The organism is Kaistella haifensis DSM 19056 (assembly GCF_000735695.2).
In the GTDB taxonomy this organism is placed as follows: Bacteria; Bacteroidota; Bacteroidia; order Flavobacteriales; family Weeksellaceae; genus Kaistella; species Kaistella haifensis.
Genome location: NZ_JASZ02000038.1, coordinates 1 through 14331, shown reverse-complemented (window position 1 = coordinate 14331; position 14331 = coordinate 1). Strand labels below are relative to the sequence as shown.

The 14331-nt window shown below is 36.4% G+C and carries 15 protein-coding genes; 4 read left to right on the top strand and 11 right to left on the bottom strand.

Features of this window, described 5'->3' with window-relative positions:
- The first annotated feature begins 547 nt into the window (after positions 1-547).
- The 3 genes from AP75_RS12750 to AP75_RS12740 are packed head-to-tail and all read left to right on the top strand — an operon-like array spanning position 548 to position 2062.
- The gene (locus tag AP75_RS12750; RefSeq protein WP_088264909.1) at positions 548-1180 is read left to right on the top strand and encodes an NAD(P)H-dependent oxidoreductase; all 633 of its coding nucleotides are present in this window, start codon (positions 548-550) and stop codon (positions 1178-1180) included.
- A 15-nt stretch (positions 1181-1195) separates the two neighbouring features.
- Positions 1196-1633 carry a MarR family winged helix-turn-helix transcriptional regulator gene (locus tag AP75_RS12745; protein ID WP_317043848.1) on the top strand — a complete coding sequence of 146 codons (438 nt, stop codon included), beginning with the start codon at positions 1196-1198 and terminating at the stop codon, positions 1631-1633.
- Between the two features lie 3 nt (positions 1634-1636).
- Positions 1637-2062 carry an organic hydroperoxide resistance protein gene (locus AP75_RS12740; RefSeq protein ID WP_031503844.1) on the top strand — a complete coding sequence of 142 codons (426 nt, stop codon included), beginning with the start codon at positions 1637-1639 and terminating at the stop codon, positions 2060-2062.
- Positions 2063-2198: 136 nt separating this feature from the next.
- Here the strand turns inward: AP75_RS12740 and AP75_RS12735 are convergent, their stop codons facing one another.
- Genes AP75_RS12735 through ligA form a run of 3 tightly spaced genes read right to left on the bottom strand, consistent with a single transcriptional unit; the run spans position 2199 to position 4875 of the window.
- Entirely contained in the window at positions 2199-2363 is a 165-nt protein-coding gene (locus AP75_RS12735; RefSeq protein ID WP_084186131.1) for a phosphatidate cytidylyltransferase, read from the bottom strand.
- 36 nt (positions 2364-2399) lie between these two features.
- Complete coding sequence (locus tag AP75_RS12730; RefSeq protein WP_031503850.1) at positions 2400-2837, bottom strand: DUF6526 family protein; 438 nt, start codon at positions 2835-2837, stop codon at positions 2400-2402.
- Positions 2838-2871: 34 nt separating this feature from the next.
- Positions 2872-4875 carry an NAD-dependent DNA ligase LigA gene (gene ligA / locus AP75_RS12725; RefSeq protein WP_088264908.1) on the bottom strand — a complete coding sequence of 668 codons (2004 nt, stop codon included), beginning with the start codon at positions 4873-4875 and terminating at the stop codon, positions 2872-2874.
- A 178-nt stretch (positions 4876-5053) separates the two neighbouring features.
- Here ligA and AP75_RS12720 point away from each other — a divergent pair, with 178 nt between their 5' ends.
- Positions 5054-6400 carry an ammonium transporter gene (locus AP75_RS12720; protein WP_031503852.1) on the top strand — a complete coding sequence of 449 codons (1347 nt, stop codon included), beginning with the start codon at positions 5054-5056 and terminating at the stop codon, positions 6398-6400.
- Between the two features lie 47 nt (positions 6401-6447).
- Here AP75_RS12720 and AP75_RS12715 read toward each other — a convergent pair whose 3' ends face one another.
- From AP75_RS12715 to AP75_RS14555, 8 genes are all read right to left on the bottom strand, one after another.
- A complete protein-coding gene (locus AP75_RS12715) occupies positions 6448-8520 on the bottom strand; it encodes an alpha-ketoacid dehydrogenase subunit alpha/beta (RefSeq protein ID WP_088264907.1) in 2073 nt (690 codons plus the stop codon).
- Positions 8521-8666: 146 nt separating this feature from the next.
- Positions 8667-9848 carry an acyl-CoA dehydrogenase family protein gene (locus AP75_RS12710; RefSeq protein ID WP_031503854.1) on the bottom strand — a complete coding sequence of 394 codons (1182 nt, stop codon included), beginning with the start codon at positions 9846-9848 and terminating at the stop codon, positions 8667-8669.
- A 75-nt stretch (positions 9849-9923) separates the two neighbouring features.
- Positions 9924-10667, bottom strand: a complete 744-nt coding sequence (locus AP75_RS12705; RefSeq protein ID WP_031503856.1) for an NUDIX hydrolase — start codon at positions 10665-10667, stop codon at positions 9924-9926.
- 146 nt (positions 10668-10813) lie between these two features.
- Entirely contained in the window at positions 10814-11326 is a 513-nt protein-coding gene (locus tag AP75_RS12700; protein WP_034767490.1) for a hypothetical protein, read from the bottom strand.
- A 585-nt stretch (positions 11327-11911) separates the two neighbouring features.
- Positions 11912-12343, bottom strand: coding sequence for a DoxX family protein (locus tag AP75_RS12695; RefSeq protein WP_088264906.1), 432 nt, complete (start codon positions 12341-12343; stop codon positions 11912-11914).
- A gap of 62 nt (positions 12344-12405) precedes the next feature.
- Positions 12406-13281, bottom strand: coding sequence for a GTPase Era (gene era, locus AP75_RS12690; protein ID WP_088264905.1), 876 nt, complete (start codon positions 13279-13281; stop codon positions 12406-12408).
- A gap of 93 nt (positions 13282-13374) precedes the next feature.
- Entirely contained in the window at positions 13375-14142 is a 768-nt protein-coding gene (locus tag AP75_RS12685) for a class I SAM-dependent methyltransferase (protein WP_088264904.1), read from the bottom strand.
- Positions 14139-14331, bottom strand: a 193-nt coding sequence (locus AP75_RS14555; RefSeq protein WP_221404546.1) for a hypothetical protein, incomplete at its 5' end; no start/stop codon positions are given. The genes AP75_RS12685 and AP75_RS14555, both read right to left, overlap by 4 nt.

Sequence of the window (14331 nt, the reverse complement as noted above, 5' to 3'; positions counted from 1 at the left end):
CCTCGCTACCGGAAGATTGTATCGTGTGGTCATTTTAAAAAATATTTCTATCTTAGATTACCAGATTTAAAACAAATGGCCACGCGAAAGGATTGACTTTGTTTAATTTTATTTCTCTCATGATGTGATTATTAAGATGCCGCACCTACGGCGCTCATGGACTCTCTATTTCGTAAAAACTACTAAGATATTACTCCTACGGAGCAAGTTGATTTTGGCTAGCCCCGCTGCAGAATGTCTCCTGACTTTGCGCCAATCCATTCATCATCATTGCTACATGTTGTTTAAGGCGCGGATCTGCAATCCGTGTCCGCTTTACTTGCTGGTTTTGTTTATAAAAACTTGTTGACTTTTCCTTTTCAAAGATTATAAATAGACAGGGGTTACCAATCCATGCCTTCTGTTGTTTGACTGATAGATTTTATCTAATATCTATTTATTGCAATTATATTGTGCGCAATTTAATTTGGTTGTACATTTGCACCATGATTTTTAAGAAAACTTAAAATCAAAAAGAATTTTACCATTAATTTAAAATAAAATATCAATGTCATTATTAGAAGATCTACAATGGAGACACGCAGTGAAGGCGTATGACCCAACCAAAAAAGTTTCAAAGGAAGATTTGAACAGCATTTTAGAAGCGGCGAGATTGGCTCCAACTTCATCCGGACTTCAACCATTCAGAATTATTTCTGTTGAAAACCAAGAATTAAAAGAAAAAATGGTAGCCGGCGCACTGAACCCAGAAGTGATGAAAGACTGTTCTCATGTATTGGTTTTTGCAGCTTGGGACAGCTATTCCGACGAAAAAATAGACAAAGTTTATGATTATCATACCGATGTAAGAGATTTGCCAAAAGGCAGATTCAGCAGCTACACTGATCAGTTGAAACAAATCTACGGTGCGCAAACTCCAGAGCAGCATTTTGCACACACTGCCCGTCAAACCTATATTTCCCTTGCATTGGCAATGGCACAAGCTGCAGAATTGAAAATCGACAGCACTCCTGCGGAAGGTTTCAGCAATGCAGTGGTGGATGAAATTTTAGGACTTCGTGAAATGGGCTTAAAAAGTGTAACCTTGCTTTACCTTGGTTACCGCGACGAAGGAAAAGACTGGCTTGCCAACATGAAAAAAGTAAGAATTCCCATGGAGGAATTTGTAATTTCTAAATAAACCTTTTCCCTACAAATGATGGAAAAATCGGAATCTTTAAAACTTGATGAACAAATTTGCTTTCCGCTGTATGTTCTTTCCAAGGAAATCACAGGACTGTACAGGCCCATTCTTGAGGAATTGGATTTAACCTATCCGCAATACCTCGTGATGATGGTGCTTTGGGAAGAAGACGGATTGGCGGTTTCCCATATCGGAGAAAAACTTTTCCTCGATAGCGGAACATTGACGCCCGTACTGAAAAGACTCGAAAACAAGGGCTTTATCAACAGAATCAGAAATAAAGAAGACGAACGAGTAGTGCAACTTTTCCTCACAGAAAATGGCAAAAACTTAAGACAACAAGCTTGCGGAATTCCCGAAAAGTTGCTCGAACAAATCCATGTTCAAATAGAAGATCTGAAAAACTTTAAAGATACCTTAAACCAATTAATCAACAACATCAAAAAATAAGTTATGAAACCAATGTACACCACTAGTGTTACTGCAAAAGGCGGCAGAAACGGACACGTAAAAAGCGATAATGGCATCGTAGATTTAGAAGTAAGAATGCCGAAAGCACTTGGCGGCGCGAATGACGATTTCGCAAATCCGGAAATGCTTTTCGCAGCGGGATATTCCGCATGTTTCGATAGCGCGTTGAACAGAGTCATCATGTTATCAAAAACCAAAACCGGCGAAACATCCGTAACGGCAAAAGTGAGCATCGGCCAAATTGAAAACGGCGGATTTGGGCTTGCTGTGGAACTTGATGTGAATATTCCGGGAGTTTCCTTGGAAGAAGCGCAAGAACTTACGGATAAAGCGCATCAAATTTGTCCTTATTCCAATGCGACCAGAAACAATATCGAAGTGAAATTATCTGTAACCAACAACGGATAAATTTCATTGAGTAATCATAAAAATCCCGGTTCATTGTGAGCCGGGATTTTTTGTTGAGATTAATGCTGTTTAGTTTTTGCGGACATGAGCTAGAGGCTATATTGTTGCTCAAAGTGGGGGGACTTTGCGGAGCGGGTTATTTTCTGCCTCTGCTCAAAAGCCATAAAACCAATCCGATAACGCCAACGACAAGGATAATTCCCCACCACATTCCGGCTTTAAAAATAGTTTCAATTGCTTCGCACGAAGTCAATAAGGTCAATGCGAATACTGACAAACCAAGTAATGTAAACTTTTTCATAATATTTATTTTTTATGTTGGCTGATTGTAAGAAATTTAAACTCGATGAAAATCCGGTTTCCATTTTTTGATGGATCTTTTTATCGCATCTCCGGAAATATTGTCTTTTAACGCTTTTTCCAGTAAAATTTTAAATTCATCATCATAGGCAAATCTCAAAGCTGCTATTTGTCCAAAATTGAGTTTTTCTTCAATTTCATCCGATCTTTTTCCGAAAATTTCGAAATATCTTTGCTTAAATTCCAGCCGGATAATACGATTCTGATTTCCCAAAGCGTAATGTTGACGCAGCATGATGGCCAGATACAATAGAAGAAAAACGACAATTGAAAACAAAATCCAACTCAATTGATTTGCAACATCATTGAAAGATTTCACCAAGCCAATTGTTAATAAAATCATCAATAAAGGCAACAAAACAAAGTGATGTGGCGGATAGTATTTCCGGTGATTGGAATAATTTTGTGTCTTCATAAAATTACACAATCAAAAATGCAACCAAAATAAATTAATTCCCAAGCAAATCCAGAAACTGCTGTTCATCGAGGATTTCAATAGTTCCGATATCTTGCGCTTTTTTCAGTTTGCTACCCGCTTTCTCACCAACCACCAAATAATTCAGGTTTTTGGATACAGCAGAAATGTTTTTTCCGCCATGTTTTTCCACCATTTCTTCGGCATCATCTCTTGTGAAAAGCGATAGTTTTCCTGTAAAAAGAAAGGTTTTATTTTCCAGAACATTGCTTAAAATCTCATTGGTATTTTCGCCTTTTTCAAGCTGAACGCCATAGGATTTCAAACGATCAATCATCAAAATATTTTCCGGATTTTGGAAGAATGCGATGATGCTTTCGGCAATTTTTCCGCCAATATCTTCCACCTGAACCAATTCTTCAGCGGTGGCTTTTCTCAAATCATCCATTGAAGTGAAATTTTTGGCTAATTTCTTGGCAACGGTTTCTCCAACATGCTTAATTCCAATTCCGTACAATACTTTTTCGAAAGGAATTTCTTTGGATTTTTCGATTCCATCGATGATATTTTGTGCAGATTTCTCCGCCATTCTTTCCAAAGGAAGCAATTGTTCTTTGGTTAAAGCATAAAAATCTGCCGGATTTTCGATCAGTTTTTCACGATACAATTGTTCGATGGTTTCGCTACCGAGATTTTCAATATTTAAAGCTTTTCTCGATACATAATGAATCATTCGGCCGACAACTTGTGGCGGACAATGCAAATCGTTCGGACAAAAATGAATTGCTTGATCTTCAATTTTAATGAGTTCTGTTCCACATTCCGGGCAAGTTTTGATATACTCAATTTCCAGATTTCCGGGGTTTCTTTTCTCTAAATTTACCCCGACAATCTTCGGAATAATTTCTCCGCCTTTTTCCACATAAACAAAATCATGTTCGTGCAAACCCAATTTTTTGATGATATCTTCATTGTGCAAACTCGCTCTTTTCACGACGGTTCCTGCCAATAATACAGGTTTCAAATTCGCAACAGGAGTGATCGCTCCGGTTCTTCCTACTTGATAAGTTACCGATTGCAATTCGGTTTCTACCTTTTCAGCTTTAAATTTATAAGCCATTGCCCAACGCGGAGATTTCGCGGTGTAACCAAGTGTTTTTTGTTGCGCTAAATCATTGACTTTCACTACAATTCCATCAATATCAAATCCCAATTGATGTCTTTGTGTGTCCCAAAAATTTATAAATTCCTTCACCTCATCCAAAGAATTGCACAATTTCGCTTGCTCAGAAATTTTGAAACCCCACGACTTGGTTTTCTGAAGCAATTCCCAATGTGTTTTCGCAGGGAAATCATTAGCAATAAATTGGTAAAGAACCGCTGATAAACCACGTTTCCTCACTTCAGCGGAATCCTGAATTTTCAAACTTCCGGATGCCGTATTTCGAGGATTCATGAAGGGATCCAAACCTTCTTCCTCGCGTCTTTTGTTGATTTTATCGAAGTTTTTTCTGGTTAAATGAATTTCTCCTCGGATGTAAAATTTCTCAGGAAAATCGCCATGAAGTTGAAGCGGAATTTCAGAGATTGTTTTCACATTGGCTGTAATTTCATCTCCTTGAAAACCGTCGCCACGCGTAACCGCTTCCTTTAATTTTCCGTTTTCATACAAAATCGAAATCGAAGCGCCGTCGTATTTTAGTTCTGCTACATAAGAAATGTCATCATCGAGAGATTTTTGTAAACGTTTTTCCCAATCTTCCAAATCATTAAAATCGTAGGAATTATCGAGGGAATACATCCGAAACTGATGTTGAACCGTCGGGAAATTTTTTGTGATTTCGCCACCAACACGCAAAGTAGGAGAGTTGCTGTCGTAAAACTCAGGATGATTTTTTTCAAGTTCCTGAAGTTCTTTGAGTTTTAAATCAAATTCAAAATCTGAAATCGTAGGTTCATCTAAAGTGTAATAATTATAGTTATGTTGATGAAGTTCTTCACGCAGATCTTCTATTTTTTTCTGAATATTTTCGGACATTTTGAAGGTAGATTTTTACAAAAATACTAAATCTGACGAAACCTTGTTTTTTAGCAGCCATTTTAATTCAAAAGCTATCTTTATTTAATTTAATGTTAAAAATTAAAGGGGTTATCATTCAAATTATATATTTATTTAAAAATTAATATTAAATTCGCAGGGGTAAAAATTAAAAACTATGAAAATTGAGAAAAGATGGATTGCTTCTTTCGTGATTATTACAATCATTTCAATCGCTGCATTGTTCTGGAAAACTGAAATTCCCCTTGAAAACACGGGCGAATTCCTCAGTGAAGACAAAATTGTAGGCGCCGATGTTGCCTGGATTTTAGCTGCAGCAGGTTTGGTATTATTGATGACTCCCGGACTTTCGTTTTTCTACGGCGGAATGGTGGGAAGCAAAAACGTGATTTCCACGATGTTGCAGAGTTTTATTGCATTAGGCGTGATTTCTATTTTATGGGTTGTGGTTGGTTTTAGTCTTTCATTTGGTGAAAGTTTAGGTTTCACTTTAAATGGAGTTCATTACGGAATCATCGGAAACCCTTTGAGTTACCCATTTCTCAGTGGAGTAGGAACACTTCCGCACCATTTAATGGCACCCACAATTCCTTTTATTTTGTTCGCATTATTTCAAATGAAGTTTGCGGTGATAACTCCGGCTTTGATTACGGGTTCGTTTGCTGAAAGGGTTCGTTTTATTTCCTATCTGTTATTTATGGTGCTTTTCAGCTTGTTTATTTATACACCACTTTGCCACATGGTTTGGCATCCGGAAGGTTTACTGAATAAATTTTTCGGGGTAAAAGATTTCGCAGGAGGAACGGTAGTTCACATGAGTGCAGGTTTTGCAGCACTTGCCGGAGCGATGGTTTTAGGAAGAAGAAAAAATCCACATCATAAACCTTCGAATATTCCATTTGTTTTATTAGGAACCGGAATGCTTTGGTTCGGGTGGTTTGGTTTCAACGCTGGCTCTGCTTTAGCGGCTAATGCAACCGCTGCGATGGCTTTCGGTACTACCACAATAGCATCGGCTTCAGCAATGATCACTTGGATATTTTTCGATCGAATCAATGGAAGAAAAGTTTCTGCTTTAGGCGCCTCAATCGGTGCGGTTGTCGGTTTGGTAGCAATTACTCCAGCTGCGGGATTTGTAACGATTGCTGAAAGTTTATTCATCGGATTTATCTCAGCAATTGTTTCTAATTTAATGATGAATTGGAAAAAACTCAAAAAAATCGACGACACTTTGGATGTTTTTGCTTGTCATGGAGTAGGAGGAATTATGGGAATGATTCTTACCGCAATTTTTGCTCATGGCGAAAATGCAAGTTTGTTACATGGCGGCTGGTCGGTTTTTGCGCATCACATGATGGCTTTGGTTTTGGTTTCTGCGTTTACATTTTTTGGAGCGTTGTTGCTTTACAAAATCACCGATTTCATCATTCCACTGCGGGTTTCCGAAGAATCAGAGAACATCGGTCTTGATCTTTCTCAGCACGATGAATCCATTAGTTTTTAAATTTTAAATAAAAAAAGCACCGTTTCAATTTCGGTGCTTTTTTGTTTTTAATGACTTAGCATTTCCCTAATTTTTTCAGAAACTTTTTCCGCGTTTGGAAGCATTTCTTTTTCTAAAATTAAATTGATTGGAACTGCAGGTAAATTCAGTGAACCCATGGCTTCAACCGGAGCATCGAGGAAACGGAAACATGCTTTCGAAATACGATGAGCAAAAGCTTCCGCGAAGGAATTATTAATTTGCTCTTCCGTTAAAACCATGCATTTTCCATGGATTTTCACCCTTTCGAAAACCAAATTTTCATCTAAAGGAATCAATGTTCTTAAATCAATAATTTCAACACGACCAGGATGATTTTTCACGGCTTGTTTTGCCCAATAAACGCCCATTCCATAGGTAACGATGACCAATGTTCGCCCTTTTTCAATTTCATTAGCATCAGCTTCAATCACTACATTTCCTTTTCCAAAAGGTAAAATATAATCTTCCGCAGGTTCGATGGTTTTTGCTTCTTCCGTTCCGGGAACTTTGCTCCAATATAAACCTTTGTGCTCGAGCATAATCACTGGATTTGGATCGTAATAAGCCGCTTTTAACAAGCCTTTAAAATCCGCAGCGTTGCTTGGATATGCGATTTTTATTCCTTTAATATTGGCCAAAATGCTTTCCACACTTCCGCTGTGATACGGTCCGCCGCCGCCGTAAGCACCGATTGGAACGCGAATAATATTGCTCACCGGGAATTTTCCGTTGGATAAATAATTTGATTTTGAAATTTCGGTAATTAACTGGTTAATGCCAGGATAAATATAATCGGCAAATTGCACCTCAACAATCGGTTTCAAGCCAACAGCGCTCATCCCAATCGTAGATCCAATTATATAAGCTTCCTGAATCGCAGTATTGAAAACTCTTTTCTTGCCAAATTTCGCTCCTAAAGTCACCGCTTCACGGAAAACCCCGCCAATTCTTTCTCCAACATCTTGTCCGTAAAGCAATGCTTCGGGATGCTTCCACATCAATTCCTGAATGGCATGGATCGCAGCATCAACCATCACAATTTTTTCCTGACCTTTCGGTTCGCGTTCGCCCACTTCTTCTATAATTGGCGTAGATGCAAAAACATGGTTTTTTACAGTATCAGCTTTTGGATCTTCCGCAGCAATCGCTTTTTGGAATGCCTGTTCAGCTTCCAGCCGAGCTTTCTTTTCAATTTGTTTTAATAAATCCTCATCAACACCATTCTCCAACAATTGATTTCTAAGAATATTTCCCGGATCCTGTGCCCGATGTTTAATTAAATCTTCTTCATCACGATAAAATTCTCTTCGAACACCGGAAGTATGATGCCCGATTAAAACGGTTTTTGCACAAACTAAAAGCGGTTTTCGTTCTGTACGAACAAAATCTATCGCCTGCTTCATTGCTTCAAAACTTTCAACAAAATTGGTTCCGTTGACGCGCATTCTATTTAAACCGACAAAACCTGCAGCAAAATCGTAGGCATCGGAAGTTCGGGCTTCTTCTCTGGTTACAGAAATTCCCCATTCGTTATCTTGAACCAAGAAAATAATCGGCAATTGATGAAGCGCTGCAAATTGAAAAGCTTCCGAAACTTCGCCTTCAGTAATAGAATTATCACCCAAACTGCAAACGATAACAGGATTATTTTCAAACTCTTGTAGTTTAAAATTTTCAATATACTGTATTCCTTGCGCTACACCGGTAGTAGGAATTGCCTGCATTCCGGTTGCGGAACTTTGGTGAATAATTTTCGGGAAATTTTCAGCTAAACTAGAAGGATGAGCGTAATAGGAACGGCCACCGGAAAAAGGATCTTCTGCTTTTGCTAAAAGTTGCAACATCAATTGATAAGGTTCAAAACCAATTCCGAGCAGCAAACTTTCGTCGCGATAGTAAGGCGAAACCCAATCTTCGTTGGTTAATTGATAAGCCGTTGCCAGCTGAATGGCTTCGTGGCCGCGAGAAGTAGAATGAACATATTTGCAAATATTTCGGTTTTCTTCATAGATATCTGCCATTGCTTTGGCAAGCATCATGTGGTTGAAAGCCTTTAATAAAATCTCCTTTGAAACATTTTGTTTTGTATCAATTTCCATATTTAACAAAGATAAAAATTTTAATGAAAGTGAAAAATCTTAGTATTTTCGGTGAAAAGAGAGTGGTTAAGTGCCGGAAAATTGCATTAACAAAAAACCAAAGCAGTTTTCATACTTTGGTTTTGTCTATTTTTTTAATACAAATTTTATCCGAATGCGTTAATTCCCGTCACATCCATTCCAGTAATCAGCAAATGGATATCGTGGGTTCCTTCGTAGGTGATAACTGATTCTAGGTTTGCAGCGTGGCGCATCATCGGGAATTCGCCCATGATTCCCATCCCACCGAGCATTTGTCGGGATTCTCTGGCAATATCGATCGCCATTTTCACATTGTTTCTCTTTGCCATAGAAATTTGTGCAGGAGTGGCTTTATGCGCATTTTTCAAATTTCCTAATTGAAGGCAAAGCAATTGTGCTTTTGTAATTTCGGTAAGGAATTCTGCAATTTTTTTCTGTTGTAACTGGAAAGATGCGATTGGTTTCCCGAATTGTTTTCTTTCTTTAGAATATTGCACCGCAGTACAGAAACAATCGATTGCAGCACCGATAACTCCCCAGGAAATACCGTATCGAGCAGAATTTAAACAAGATAAAGGCCCTTTCAAACCAACTACTTTTGGCAATAAATTTTCTTTGGGAACTTTAACATTATTGAAAACCAATTCGCCAGTTTTGGAAGCGCGAAGACTCCATTTGTTATGAGTTTCCGGAGTTGTAAATCCTTCCAAACCTCTTTCTACAAGCAGTCCTTGTACTTTACCTTCGTCATTTTTTGCCCAAACTACTGCGATATCACAAAGAGGCGCATTGGTAATCCACATTTTGGCACCATTTAATAGATAATGATCGCCTTTGTCTTCGAAACGAGTTTCCATAGATCCGGGATCCGAACCATGGTTAGGTTCCGTTAAACCAAATGCTCCGATCATTTCACCGGAAGCTAACTGAGGAAGAAATTTTCTTTTCTGTTCCTCTGAACCATATTCATTAATAGGGAACATCACTAAAGAGCTCTGAACCGAAGCCGCGGAACGAACAGCAGAATCGCCTCTTTCTAATTCTTGCATGATAATTCCGTAGGAAATCTGGTCCAAACCGGCTCCTCCGTATTCTTCAGGAACATATGGACCGAGGGCTCCAATTTTCCCCAATTCTTTCATCAATCCCGGAATATCGGTGTGTTTTTGCGCGGCTTCATCTATTTTGGGCATCACAAAACTTTCAACCCAATCTCTAACAGATTGACGGATTAACTTGTGTTCATCGGTTAAAAGATCATCCATCAAATAATAATCTGGGATGGTTGTGAGCGGATAATATGACATAATTTTTTGATTTGCCTAAAATTAGGATTTTTCAGAAATATGGCAAATTTTAAAGGAAAATATTAGAATAAGATTTTAGTTTTTACGTCTAAATCTATATAAATAAGGAGCTTTGTTTGCCGAACCATCAAAAAACTTCTCTAATCTTTCAAGAATGTTGAGCGCAAGAATTTTCCGTTGGAAATTGTTTCTTCTGTATTTTTCATCGAGTACCGTTTCGTAAACGGTTTGTAAATCTTTCATGGTGAATTTTTCCGGAAGCAAATTATTCGCAACGATTTGTGTATCAATGTTTTTACGGATATGATTTAATCCCACTTCGATAATTCTTTCATGATCGAAAGCCAGTTTGGGAAGTTTGTTCACCTCAAACCAAGCGCAGGTTTCGTTGAGAGAATTGGGAAAGGTTCCCGCTAAATTAAAATCTATCAGACTGCAATATCCCACCGTGATAAATCGCTGGAAAATCCAGTGATCGGGTGGAACTTCTATATTTTTATGTTTGAGTAGGATTTGGTGTGCATTGTTGGCTGTGCGATTAATCTGTCCGAAAGTATGGAACTGTTCGAGGAAAGTATCCGACAAATGGGTTCTCTCAAAAAGCACACGGGAAGCGGCATCAGATAAGTCTTCATCATTGAAAACAAAACCACCCGGAATTGACCATACATCCAAATCATGGTACTTCAGAAGTAAGACTTTCAAAATACCATTATCAAAACCAAAAATGGTACAATCAACCGATATATGTTCAACAAATTGCTGGGTATCAATCAATTGCTGTAAATCCTGCTTATTTTTACTATCGTCGATTTTCATATAAAGCAAATCTAATAAATATTTTCTTTTTTTTAAAAGATAAGATTTAAAATAAAAAAACTTCGGTGAAAGCAATTTTTCACCTTCACATAAAAGAGCAACCAAGTTTCGGTTGCTCTTATTTATATTTTGTAATATCAGTCCGATTATTTGATATTAAAATTTTTCTCATAACCGTTACAATCAATTTGTTTCAAAGTGTTTCCTTCATATTTTAGTTGATTTGGATTCGCATAAAAATCTTTGTTTCCTTCAGTTTTATGATCGCCAATTCCTTCGATTAATTCATTATTCTTTTTCAAGAAATAAATTTCTCGTTCGGATGTCGTTCCTTCAGCTTGAAAAGTATAGCTTAATTTAATAGTATCACCGTTTTGGGTTCCTATTAAATCACCGGAAGAGCTGTCTTTTTCGAAATTTTTATAGCGCATTTTTCCGGTAATTGTGCCTAAGTTATCATCCAAAGAAACAAAAACAGAATCCTTTCCGTTGGCCGCCAAATAGCAAGATTGTAGAGTAGAAGGTTCTATCGGTTCATTCGATTCGGGAACAGTTACAGAATCGTGTGCTGTGGTTTGGGAACTCACCGTTTCGCTAGATTTTTTCTCACAACTCAATGCTGTAATCATGATAAATGCTGATAAAATATAATTTTTCATAAGAGTAGTAATTGGGGTAAAAGTAATTATTTTTTTTCAAAAAATTTCACATTATGTTAATAGAATTAGATTTTCATTCAAAAATTTAGGAAAGAAAAATAAAATATAAAAGATGAAATTTGTGCTGATTTTTATGATGATGATTTCTTAATATCAATTTCAATTATGCTTAACGCAGATGCTTTAGAAGAAAATATTTAAATTTTCAAAGGAATCTAAACGGTGAGAATCCTGCAGAAAAAAATATTTCGTCAATCATTCAAATAAATTTGATTTTAAAAAGTATTAAAAGATATTTCCAGATGATATTTAAATCTAAATTTATCTTAATAAAATTTTTAAAATTTAGAAAGAGAACAAAATCCTAATCGCTGAGAATCGCCTATAATAAATTTCATACCAGATAATCTGGAATTATGAGCATTTTTGGAAACGTTTTTACATACGGAAATTGTACCATTTTTACTAATCCCAACAAAACCATAAAAACTCCTATAATTTATATTATGTTAAATAGAATATGTTTGTACATAAAAAAACCTCCATTTACTGAAGGTTTTAAAATTATCTTAAATATCACTGGAATTACCAGTTAGAGGTTTCTCTCCTTTTCGTAAGCAAATGGTCAATCGAAAATCTTCCCGGACCGAATGCCATTAATAAAAGATAAATCGATAAATACAGTAAACTGACTTCTTTTTTGTCAAAAGCATCGCCACTATGAACGACCAATCCGGCAACCGCCATCGTAATCACCAAGAAAAAAACGGCAAACCTGGTGAAAAGTCCCAAGATCAAAAATATGGAACATACAAATTCTGCGAAAACCGTCAATATTAATGATATTTTCGGGCCTAATCCAAGAAAATCAAAAAACTTTATTTCTTCGCCGGATAATAATTGCTGAAGTTTTGGAAAACCGTGTGACAACATTGCAAATCCTACAAAAATTCTGATGACAAGCAATACAATGTCGACTAACCGCGGATTGCTTTTCGTTGAAATTAAATAATTCATGAAAAAATATTTTATCAAAAATAAGAAAATTCCTTCGCAATGTCAATGAATTAGCGAACTCTTTATCGATAACCGAAATTTTTTAAATCTCGATCGTTTTTGCGCCAATCTTTTTTCACTTTCACGAAAAGATTCAAATGGATCTTTTTGGAAAAGAATTTCTCCAAATCTAATCTCGCTTCGGTTCCTACTTTTTTAATCGCTTCCCCTTTGTGGCCGATGATGATTCCTTTTTGCGTGTCGCGTTCAACATAAATAATGGAATCAATGAAAATAATTCCTTCTTTTTCCTTGAACATTTCTGTGACAACCTCCACCGAATACGGAATTTCTTTCTCGTAATTAAGCAAAATTTTCTCTCGGATTGCTTCATTTACGAAGAATCTTTCAGATTTGTCGGTATATTGATCTTTGTCGTAATATGGCGGATTTTCCGGCAAAAGCGATTTCAGTTTCGGTAAAATAACTTCGGTGTTAAACCCTTTCAATGCGGAGATCGGTAGAATCTCTGCCTTTGGAATTCTTTCGTGCCACATTTCCATGGCTTTTTCCAAATCTTCCTGGTTGGAAGCATCAATTTTATTCACTAAAATCAATACCGGCACCGGAATTTTATTGAGTTTTTCAACCAAAAAATCAAATGGTTCTGTTTTGTCCAAAATATCTACAATAAACAAGAAAACATCGGCATCTTGCAAAGAATCTTTTACAAAATCCATCATTTTTTCTTGCAAACCATATTTCGGTTCTAAAACCCCCGGAGTATCGGAAAAGACGATCTGTAAATCCTCTTCGTTATAAATTCCGAAAATTCTATGTCTTGTCGTTTGTGCTTTTTGGGTAACAATTGCCAGCTTCTCTCCCATCAATTGGTTTAGAAGGGTTGATTTACCTGCGTTGGGCTTCCCAACGATATTTACGAATCCTGCTTTGTGCATTTTTTTATTAAAATTAAAGTAGCTCAGTTCTGATCATTTTATGAAAAAAAATCATTCTGAAACTTTTGCAAAGATAGTGAATAAACAATTGAGTTATAATTTCTTCACGATCGGAAGAATTTCATTTTCTATCAAACCGAATTTTGTTCTTTCTGCTGTGGAGAATTTTTTCGAATAAAAATTGGCATCCACTTGAAAACCACAGTTTCTTAACCTTTCAAAATAATCCATTCCATACCAACGAACGTGATCGTATTGGCCAAAATGTTTTTGTCTTTCTTTAGGATCTTTGATGGAAAAATCTTCGTAAGTTTTCTCTAAAGAATTCTTCATCGGAACTTGGAAAATCCCCCAACCGCCTTTTTTCATTACTCGATAAAGCTCACTCATGGCTTTTTTATCGTCTTCGATATGTTCTAAAACATGGTTACAGAAAATCACATCAAAACTTTCGTCATCAAAAGGTAGATCTAAAATATCCGCTTTTACATCAACAATGGGTGAAAATAAATCGGCAGAAATATATTGCAGATTATCCATTTTTCGAAATTTTCTGAGAAATTCTTGTTCTGGAGCTATGTGCAAAACTTTGTATTTTTTAGTGAAAAAATCGGTTTCATTTTGCAGATAAAGCCACATTTGACGATGTCTTTCTAAACTTAAAGTTCCTGGAGAAAGCGCATTTTCACGCTGTTTTCCGTAACCATAAGGTAGAAATTTCCGGTAAGATTTCCCGTCAATCGGGTCGGTGAATTTATTTCCTTTGAAAAAAAGATAGATTAAAGGGCGAAGAAAAATGCTTAGATTGATAAGCATTGGTCTTGGAATTTTATTCAGTAAAAATGATGCGAGTTTCTTCAAATTTTATATTTTTTAATAAAAGTATCATTGTCAATAAATGAAATCTTATTATAAAATCTATTATAATGTTTTGTCCATTTTAATTGTAAAGCAGAAAACGTATTCAATAATGTAGGTTTATTAATAAATTTTTCTTTATTAAAAACAAAAACATAATTCAATCTTAAATCAGAAACTTCATCTTTGGAT